This is a genomic window from Flavobacterium sp. (genome assembly GCF_021151785.1).
Lineage (GTDB): Bacteria > Bacteroidota > Bacteroidia > Flavobacteriales > Flavobacteriaceae > Flavobacterium.
Genome location: NZ_JAGKWP010000120.1, coordinates 1 through 6481 on the forward strand (window position 1 = coordinate 1; position 6481 = coordinate 6481).

Below are 6481 nucleotides of genomic sequence, written 5' to 3' on the forward strand. Positions count from 1 at the left end.
GCCTAAATATAAAGACAAACCTATTGATAGTTATGTTCAAGTAATTATGATCACAATGTGGATTTATGCTTTTATATCATTTATATTGATATTGTTTGACACTACAAAGACGACACTTTTAACTACTTTTGGTTCTGTATCAGCTGTTATCATTTTAATTTTCAGAGATACAATTTTAGGATTTGTTGCAAGTATTCAAGTGACTGTAAATGATATGGTCAGAATTGGCGATTGGATTACGGTTGAAAAATATGGGGCTGATGGTGATGTGGAAGAAATTAATTTAGCTACCGTTAAAGTTAGAAACTTTGATAATACTACATCAACTATTCCAACTTATAGTTTAATTTCAGATAGCTTTAGGAATTGGCGAGGTATGCTTAACTCTGACGGAAGAAGAATTAAAAGACATATTTTGATTAAAGGTGGTTCGGTTCGCTTTTTAAAAGACGAAGAATTAGAAAAGTTAAAAAGAATTGAATTTATTTCTTCTTATATTGACAAAAGAAAACAAGATATTGACAAGTTTAATATGACTAATCATGTTGATAAATCGTTGGCAATTAATGGAAGAAACTTAACAAATTTAGGGGTTTTTAGAAAATATATACAACAATATATTCTTTCGCATCCTGGAATAAATAAAGACATGTTATTAATGGTTCGTTATTTACAACCTACTGAAAAAGGTATCCCATTAGAAATCTATTGTTTTAGTAAAGATAAAAAATGGGAAAACTATGAATACATTATGTCCGATATTTTTGATCACGTGGTAGCTTCAATTAACTATTTTGATTTAGAATTATTTGAGCTTCAACCAGCTAAAAATCAAACAGATTTTACCTTGTAGTAGCTAAATCGATAATTTCTTTATGGTCAAATGCTAATTTTGGTAAGTTATTGATTTTAAACCATTTTAATTCTTTTGCATCATCCATTGCTTTAGCATTTTTAACATCTGAAGAATAACCTAAGTAAGCGATAGAAATCATATGTCCTCTTGGATCTCTGCCCGGTGTACCGAAAGCACCTAACTGATACAATTCTTCTACTTCTAAATTAGTTTCTTCTTTTAGTTCGCGATGAGCCGCTTCTTCCAAGTCTTCATTTTCATCAACAAATCCCCCAGGTAAAGCCCAATAATCTTTAAAAGGCTCATTTAAACGCTTTATCAATAAAATTTCTTCAGTCGTATTGTTAATAACTAGGATATCAACTGTTACAAAAATTTTTGATATATATGTACTCATACTTATAATTTTTTGTAAATTTATAATAAAAATGCTAGAAAGAAATAGTTGGTTAGACCAAATTAAAACAGAATCATTAGGAGTTGTTAATCAAGATACTGGAAGCGAAGAATCTTTTCAAAATGCAACGTTAAGACCTATTTTAAAACTTCAAAAAGAGTTATTTATTGAAACTTTTAAGAATTATGCCATTAAACAAAAGTATACATTTTTTGATTTAGCTCCAGATAAAAAAGAAAAATACATTGAAAATGCTATTCAAAAGGATTTAAAATTAAGAAATGTTATGAAAGGAATGATTATTGCTCTTTTTACAATAGATGAATATAAAAATTATATTAAAAATTCATCTAATCTTAATAAAAGAATGATGAATTTATTAATTGAGCGCTTGAAAAGTCAAGTTATGTTAATTGATAATTCCTGATATAGTCTTTATAGTATTGATATGTTAATACAGTTGTATTTGAGTTATTTTACTTTTTCCTGCTAAAAAAATAGTTTTTTCATTTGGTATTCTTAAAGTGTAAAAATCATTTTCATCAGATAATTGAATCCAATGTTCACCAAAGTCTTTTGAATAGAATACACCAGAAGAACCACAAGCTACTAGTTCTTTACCTTTTTTATTAGGAACAAATTGAACACAAGATGTATAACCAAAAAAAGCATTATTAGCTACTATTTTCCATGTTTTGCCTCCATTAAATGTTATAGCTTTGTTGTTTGACTTTTCGTTTGGTTTGTCACAATTTCCTCCAGCAATAAAACCAATTCTTTTATCATAGAAATCCATAGTAAAAGCACCAGTCATAGTTTCACCTTGTATAATTGGTGTTTGAAACACCTCCCAAGTTTCTCCTAAATTTTCACTTTTAAATAAACGTGATTTTTTTCCACCTGATATAATGTAAATTGTAGAATCAATTACTTTTATATTGGAGTTACTCGCAGCAAAGACAGCTTCTCCATCAACTAATTTTGGTAATTGATCACAAGATAATTTAGTCCAATTTTCACCTCCATTTTTTGTAATAATTAAAGAAAAACAATTAGTTATTGGATCTCCAACAGCTACACCTATCATAGCGTTTGAAAAATGAAAACTATCATAAAATACCTTTTCCCCTTCTTCTTTATAAACAATTTTATTATAATCAAAATTTGTACTAACTTTAAAAAATTGCGCAGGAGTACCGATGTTTATTGTAAAAAATAAATTTCCTACCAAGGCGGAACTTCTAAACTCATTCTTTGAATCAGTAATGGTTTTTAATTCTAAAGATGAATCACTAAAATCAACTTTTCCAACGTTACCTCCACTCCCAGCAAACCAGACTTGATTTTCATTTTTAGGCGAAATAGCTCTTATACTTGTTTTTTCAACTTCTATTGTTTTTAAACTTTTGATTTTTGGTAAAGTTGAACAGCTTATTAAAGCTAAACTTATTATAAAACTTGCAAACTTCATTAATTAATTTTTAGCTAAGATACCTTTTTTTAATTAATCTATTATTTTGTTAATGAACTCTTAATACAGATTTTATGGCATAAAAATTGGACTCATTTGTTATCAACAAAATAAAATGAATTATGAAAACAGCAATTACTCATTGGACTTTTTGGGCTTTTATTTTAAGCTTACCTATTTTAGCCCAAAATAAAACTAATGTTACAGCAAGTAGTAGTGATATTAGTGATAACTTGGATCTCCGAGCAGTAGCTACAATATTTGGAGATTCTAAAAATTTGGAAGATTTTGAGCAACGTTTAAATGATCCTAAATCACAAATTTCTAATTTAGATTTAAATAACGATAATTATGTTGATTATTTACGCGTGATTGAAACCATTGAAGGTAATGCACATATTGTTGTGCTTCAGGCTGTTTTAGGGCAAGATAAATACCAAGACGTTGCCACTATTGAAATAGAACGAGATCGCAATAATCGTGTTCAAGTTCAAGTCGTTGGAGATGTCTATATGTATGGTAGCAACTATATATATGAACCCGTTTATGTACATGTTCCTGTAATATATAATACGTTTTGGGTGAATCATTATCGTCCTTATTGTTCAGTATGGACTTGGAATTATTACCCGAGTTATTACTATTATTGGAACCCCTTCCCTATTTTTAGATATAGAAATCATATTCATCTACATATTAATTTTGGACATAGTTATCATTATGTAACTCAAAGAAGATGTCATGACGCTTATTATGCTTACTATGGGAGAAGAGGTAATTACTATGAAAGCACTTATCCAAATAGATCATTTAATCACAGAAATTCTGGTTTTGCTAACAGATATGAAATGGATAATCAACGAACAATTAAAACTAGAGTACCAGGATCAAATGAATTAGCTGTCAATGAACCTAGAAATTCACAACCAAGAGAGGTAAGTAATATAAATCAACCTAGACATAATGAAAATATAATGCCAAAAGGAGAAAATAGTAATCCTAAACCAAGAATGCAATACCCAAGACAAGATATAAATATAATTCCTAAAGGAGAAAGTACTATATCTCAACCTAGAGTGGTACAACCAAAAGATAATAGTAATATAATACCAAGAAGTGAAAATAGTATCCCTAAACCAAGAATAGAATACCCAAGACATGATGAAAGTATAATTACTAGAGGTGAGAGTCATATATCTCAACCTAGATTTGAAGCTCCAAGAAATCAAAGGTCAAGATATGAATTCCAATCTAATCGTCAAGGACAAGGTCTGAATAATGGCTTGCGAGGTGGCCAATTTGAAAGCACTAGAGAAGTACGAAGATAAAATAAAAGCTGTCATTTGGCAGCTTTTTTGTTTTTATTACTATCTTTGCTAGCATTTTTTTAAATAAAATACATGAGATTTCACAGAAATATAAGTTTCGCTGTAATTGACGGATTAATGGCAATTTTCAACGAAGGAGAATATGCAGATAAAGTTGTTGCAAGAGCATTAAAATTAGATAAAAGATGGGGAAGCCATGATAGAAAGTTTGTAGCTGAAACAATCTATGACATTGTTCGTTGGAAAAGATTGTACTCTGAAATTGCAGAAGTTAAAGAAACTAATTATACTCGTGATAATGTTTGGCGTTTATTTGCTGTTTGGGCAGTTTTAAGAGGTTACACTCTTCCCGAATGGAAATATTTTGAAAATACTCCTGTAAGAAGAATAAAGGGTAAATTTGATGAGTTTTCAAAAATAAGAAGAATAAGAGAGTCTATTCCAGATTGGATGGATGAAATAGTGGTAAAAGAATTAGGAGAAGCTACTTGGGAAAAAGAAATTAAAGCTCAAAATGAACAGGCAAAAGTAATTCTTCGTGTTAATACATTAAAGACAACCAAAGAGGCACTTCAAAAACTATTAAGTGAGACGCATCAAATTGAAACTGAAACATTAAAAGAATATCCAGATGCATTAGTTTTAAAAGAAAGAGCCAATGTGTTTATGACTGATGCTTTCAAAAATGGATTATTTGAAGTTCAAGACGCCTCATCTCAATTAGTCGCTAGACTTTTAGATATAAAACCAGGAATGCGAGTAGTTGATGCATGTGCAGGCGCGGGTGGTAAATCTTTACATATTGCTAGTCTATTAGATAATAAAGGACAAATTATTGCTATGGATTTATATGAAAGTAAACTAAAGCAATTAAAGTTAAGAGCAAAAAGAAATGGAGTACATAATATTGAAACTCGAATAATTGAAGGTACAAAATCTATTAAAAAGCTTTATGAAAAAGCAGATCGAGTTTTAATCGACGCGCCTTGTAGTGGTTTAGGTGTTTTAAAGAGAAATCCAGATAGTAAATGGAAATTACAACCTGAATTTATTGAGAACATAAAGAAAACACAACAAGAAGTTTTAGAAAATTATTCTAAAATGGTTAAGCCAGGAGGAAAATTAGTTTATGCTACATGTAGTATATTACCTTCTGAAAATCAGGAACAAGTTCAAAAATTTCTAACTACTGAGACGGGAAAAAACTTTACATTTATTGAAGATAAAAAAGTTTTAGCTTACGAGTCTGGGTTTGACGGATTTTATATGGCATTACTAGAAAGAAAAAAATAATCAATCCTAAATAGAAAATGAAAAAAATTACTTTATCGATAGTACTTTTACTATCGGGGATAGCATTCGCTCAAATTCCAAGTGGATATTACAGTACGGCTACTGGAACTGGGTTTGCTTTAAAAACACAATTGCACAATATTATTAAAAATCACATTGATAATACTTACGGAGGTTTATACACCACATACCAAACATCTGATGTAAAACCAAATGGAAGTGTTTGGGATATGTATACAAATTGTGATTTTATTTTTGGAACAGTGGCTAATGGAGGTCAGCAAGATAATGGAACTAATGTTACTGCAGAATGTCAATTATTTAATAGAGAACATACTATACCACAAAGTTATTTTGGTAGTGGCGCAGTTCCTATGTATTCTGATGCTCATTTTGTACTTCCTGCAGATAAAAAAGTAAATGCTACTCGTGATGATTTTCCTTATGGTGTAGTTGTAAATGCCACTTATACATCTAACAATGGAGCTAAATTAGGTAACAATCTTAACTCTGGATATTCTGCTGGTTATACTGGTACAGTTTTTGAACCTGCTGATCAATACAAAGGAGATATTGCTCGTTTAATGTTTTATTTTGCAACTAGATATGAAGATTTATTAACTAGTTTCTATTCTTCAACTTCAACTGCTAAAGTAATGTTTGATGGAACTTCAAATCATTCTTTTTCTACAACTTTCTTGAAAATCTTTATTACATGGCACAACAACGATCCTGTAAGTCCTAAAGAAATTGCTAGAAATAATGCCATTTATGCTAGACAAAGTAATAGAAACCCATTCATTGATCATCCTGAATATGTTTGTCAAATTTGGTCAGTAGAGTGTACCGCTCTAAGTAGTGCTTCTTTTTTAACTGATGATGCAGTTAATATTTATCCTAATCCAACTAATGGAAATCAAGTAAGTATTCAAACAAATGAAACAATTACAAAACTTGTATTGATCAACATAAATGGTCAAATAATTAAAGAAATTAATAATCCGACATTTGTAAATCAAGTATATGAACTTGCTAATTTACCTCAAGGATTCTTTTTACTTCAGTTGTCTAGTGACAAAGGAAATGTAACAAAAAAGATAATTTTAAATTAACTTTGTTCTACATTTAATATATAG

General features: G+C 29.7%; 7 protein-coding genes. 5 read left to right on the plus strand and 2 right to left on the minus strand.

Going from position 1 to position 6481, the window contains the following annotated elements; translation table 11 throughout:
* The coding region (locus tag QZ824_RS10220; RefSeq protein ID WP_291275916.1) for a mechanosensitive ion channel domain-containing protein at positions 1 to 853 on the plus strand (853 nt) is incomplete at its 5' end.
* Here the strand turns inward: QZ824_RS10220 and QZ824_RS10225 are convergent.
* Entirely contained in the window at positions 843 to 1253 is a 411-nt protein-coding gene (locus tag QZ824_RS10225) for an NUDIX hydrolase (RefSeq protein WP_291275917.1), read from the minus strand. The genes QZ824_RS10220 and QZ824_RS10225 overlap by 11 nt on opposite strands.
* A 31-nt stretch (positions 1254 to 1284) precedes the next feature.
* On the opposite strand from QZ824_RS10225, the gene QZ824_RS10230 reads away from it, so the two are divergent.
* The gene (locus tag QZ824_RS10230; protein ID WP_291275918.1) at positions 1285 to 1680 is read left to right on the plus strand and encodes a glyoxalase; all 396 of its coding nucleotides are present in this window, start codon (positions 1285 to 1287) and stop codon (positions 1678 to 1680) included.
* A 24-nt stretch (positions 1681 to 1704) separates the two neighbouring features.
* On the opposite strand, the gene QZ824_RS10235 is transcribed toward QZ824_RS10230, so the two are convergent.
* Complete coding sequence (locus tag QZ824_RS10235; RefSeq protein WP_291275919.1) at positions 1705 to 2724, minus strand: oxidoreductase; 1020 nt, start codon at positions 2722 to 2724, stop codon at positions 1705 to 1707.
* A gap of 122 nt (positions 2725 to 2846) precedes the next feature.
* Here QZ824_RS10235 and QZ824_RS10240 point away from each other — a divergent pair, with 122 nt between their 5' ends.
* The 3 genes from QZ824_RS10240 (at position 2847) to QZ824_RS10250 (ending at position 6457) form a co-directional block, all read left to right on the plus strand.
* On the plus strand, positions 2847 to 4052 hold the full coding sequence (locus tag QZ824_RS10240; protein WP_291275920.1) for a hypothetical protein: 1206 nt from the start codon (positions 2847 to 2849) through the stop codon (positions 4050 to 4052).
* Positions 4053 to 4124: 72 nt separating this feature from the next.
* Positions 4125 to 5345 carry a methyltransferase domain-containing protein gene (locus QZ824_RS10245; protein WP_291275921.1) on the plus strand — a complete coding sequence of 407 codons (1221 nt, stop codon included), beginning with the start codon at positions 4125 to 4127 and terminating at the stop codon, positions 5343 to 5345.
* A 17-nt stretch (positions 5346 to 5362) separates the two neighbouring features.
* Complete coding sequence (locus QZ824_RS10250; protein WP_291275922.1) at positions 5363 to 6457, plus strand: endonuclease; 1095 nt, start codon at positions 5363 to 5365, stop codon at positions 6455 to 6457.
* Positions 6458 to 6481 lie beyond the last annotated feature (24 nt).

Bases quoted from the DNA above. Each gene is read 5' to 3' on its own strand.
- QZ824_RS10225 (WP_291275917.1), bottom strand. From the start codon at position 1,253: ATGAGTACATATATATCAAAAATTTTTGTAACAGTTGATATCCTAGTT.
- QZ824_RS10245 (WP_291275921.1), top strand. From the start codon at position 4,125: ATGAGATTTCACAGAAATATAAGTTTCGCTGTAATTGACGGATTAATG.
- QZ824_RS10240 (WP_291275920.1), top strand. From the start codon at position 2,847: ATGAAAACAGCAATTACTCATTGGACTTTTTGGGCTTTTATTTTAAGC.
- QZ824_RS10250 (WP_291275922.1), top strand. From the start codon at position 5,363: ATGAAAAAAATTACTTTATCGATAGTACTTTTACTATCGGGGATAGCA.
- QZ824_RS10235 (WP_291275919.1), bottom strand. From the start codon at position 2,724: ATGAAGTTTGCAAGTTTTATAATAAGTTTAGCTTTAATAAGCTGTTCA.
- QZ824_RS10230 (WP_291275918.1), top strand. From the start codon at position 1,285: ATGCTAGAAAGAAATAGTTGGTTAGACCAAATTAAAACAGAATCATTA.